The sequence below is a fragment of the Ideonella azotifigens genome, from assembly GCF_006519715.1.
Classification (GTDB): Bacteria; Pseudomonadota; Gammaproteobacteria; order Burkholderiales; family Burkholderiaceae_C; genus Ideonella; species Ideonella azotifigens.
This window is the reverse complement of the sequence record NZ_VIDT01000778.1, coordinates 1-2,344: the sequence shown is the minus strand read 5'-3', so window position 1 is coordinate 2,344 and position 2,344 is coordinate 1. Positions and strand designations below refer to the sequence as shown.

General features: G+C 66.9%; 3 protein-coding genes. 1 reads left to right on the top strand and 2 read right to left on the bottom strand.

All coding sequences use genetic code 11. The features are described 5' to 3' along the window. Positions 1-1,542, top strand: a 1,542-nt coding sequence (locus FKP22_RS27535; RefSeq protein WP_141291161.1) for a DUF1631 family protein, incomplete at its 5' end; no start/stop codon positions are given. A gap of 70 nt (positions 1,543-1,612) precedes the next feature. Here the strand turns inward: FKP22_RS27535 and FKP22_RS27530 are convergent. Both FKP22_RS27530 and FKP22_RS27525 read right to left on the bottom strand, forming a co-directional pair. Beyond that, a complete protein-coding gene (locus tag FKP22_RS27530) occupies positions 1,613-2,065 on the bottom strand; it encodes a Smg family protein (protein WP_141291160.1) in 453 nt (150 codons plus the stop codon). An 89-nt stretch (positions 2,066-2,154) separates the two neighbouring features. Beyond that, the coding region (locus FKP22_RS27525) for a DprA-like winged helix domain-containing protein (RefSeq protein ID WP_445663753.1) at positions 2,155-2,344 on the bottom strand (190 nt) is incomplete at its 5' end.

Below are 2,344 nucleotides of genomic sequence, written 5' to 3'. Positions count from 1 at the left end.
GACGAAACCCGCATGATGACTCGCCAGGCCGGTGGCGGGGCGTTGCAGCGCGCTGAAGCCGTGCTGGGCCAGTTCAGCGACATCCTTGAGCGCCACCTGCCCGGTTTCCGAGACCAGGCGCCCGGCCGTGGCCCGTCGCAGCAGCTGTCACAAGCCATGGCCCAGGCGCAGATCCGCGTGGTGGCCCAGGTCGAGGCGCAGCAGGCGGCTGGCGGTGTGGGTCCCAGCGGCGAATTGCTGGCCTCGCCGGCCCAACTTGTGGCCGAGCTTCGTGAGCGCCAGCAGACGCTCAAGCAGGCCGCGGCCACGCCGGAAGAGCGGGCCACGGTCGAGTTGGTGGCGCTGCTGTTCCAGAGCATCCTGACCGACGAGCGCATTCCCGCGCTGCTGCGCATCTGGTTTGCCCGGCTGCAGATGCCGGTGCTGCGGGTGGCGCTGGCCGAACCCGATTTCTTCTCCGGTGCCGACCACCCGGCGCGCCGGCTGATCGACCGCCTGGGCGCCTGCGTGATGGGTTTCGAGGGCGATGCGGAGGTCATCGGCACGCCGCTGGAAGCCGAGATCCGCCGCGTGGTGCAGGTCGTCGAGGCTTTCCCCGACACGGGCCGGCGTGTGTTCCAGGCCGTGCTGAGCGAATTCGAGAAATTCCTGGAGCGCTATTTCAGCGAGCGCAACGATGCGACCAAGGCCGGCGTGTCGCTGGCGCAGCAGATCGAGCAACGCGAGACGCTGGCGATCCAGTACACGATCGAGTTGCGCAAGATGCTCAACGAGCTGCCGGTGCAGGAGGGCGTGCGCGACTTCCTGTTCCACATCTGGGCCGACGTGCTGGCGACCACCGCGGTGCGGCACGGCCCGCACAGCCACGAGGTGAAGACGGTGCGCGACGCTGCAGCCGACCTGATGTGGGCGGCGGGCTCCAAGACCACGCGCGAGGAACGCGCCGAGGTCATTCGCCGGCTGCCACCGCTGCTGGGCGTGATCCGGCGTGGCATGAACGCCGCGGGCCTGGATGCGCGCAAGCAGGAAGATGCCGTCAAGGCACTGAATCTGGCCCTCACGGCGGCCTTCAGCGCACGCGCCACGTCAGTCAGCCCGGAACAGCTCGAACACCTGAAGCAGCGGCTGGCGACGATCGAGGAACTGATGCCGGACGACGATCTCGAGCTGGACGATTCCTGGGTGCTGGACGAGGCCAACCACCGCAACGAGGGGCTTGAAATCGTCTCCGAAGGCGGCTCGATGCCTGGGCCGTCGATGCTGGCCGCTGCGGCGCAACTGCAGCCGGGCAGCGCCTACACGCTGGAGTTGCGTGGCCGCCGCGAAACGGTTCGGCTGTCGTGGCAGGGCATGCACAAGCAGCTGTCTTTGTTTGTCGGTTCGCAAGGGCGTTGCGTGTTGTTCCAGAAAACCCGGCTGGCGGCTTTCCTGCAGGCGGGCTTGCTGGTGCCGGTGCAGGACGAGTCGCTGACGATTTCGGCGACGCGCGACGCGCTGCGCAAGCTCAGTGCCGATCCCTCTCGCCTGATGGCCGACGCGTGAAACCTGCCGCCTGAAAGCACCAAAGCCCGGCATGCCGGGCTTTGTCTTGTGTAGGTTCGTGGGGCCGGGGTCAGTGGATCAGCCGGTCTTCCGGCGCGACGAAGAGTTCGTCCAGGATCAGCGCGTCGGGTTCTTCGCCCTGGCTCCAGAACACCATCAGCACGATGATCTTCAGGTCATCCAGCGTCAGCGGGCTGCCGACGGCGGTGGCCCGATCGATCACGCGTTCACGCATGGGCGGTGGCAAAACCCCCGCCGATTCCAGAAAACTGATGAATCCCACCGATTCATCACCCAGCAAGTCCAGTTCGCGCGGCAGGTAGACCCGCAGGCTTTGCGGACTTTGCGGCGCACTTTGGGTGCTGTCGGCAGTGGCGGCCAGGCCATCCAGCCAGCTCAAAGCTTCCTGGATCTCGTCGGACTCGAACCCGACAGCCGACAGCTTTCGCGTCAACTGGTCGTGATCCGGGCAGGCATCGGGCCGCCAGTAGTTTTCGTACAGGTAGACCAGAACATCGAACATGAACTGACTATACCTGTTTGCGCTTGACACACTGGTGCAAAGAAGCCGGCCTGCCAGCCGGGTGTTTGGCGCACCGCGTGGGGCCTGTTTCAGGTCGTCGCGCGGCGCTGCAGCAGCCCGCCGGGCAGCCGCACGACCAGGCCGTCCAGCTCCAGCTCGAGCAGCCTGGCCAGCAGCCGGTCGGCAGGCCAACCGGTGCGGGCGACCAGTGCGTCCACCGTCGCTGCCTCGTGCCCCATGGCAGTCAGCAGCGGGTCTTCCTTGTCAGGCCGAGGCGCT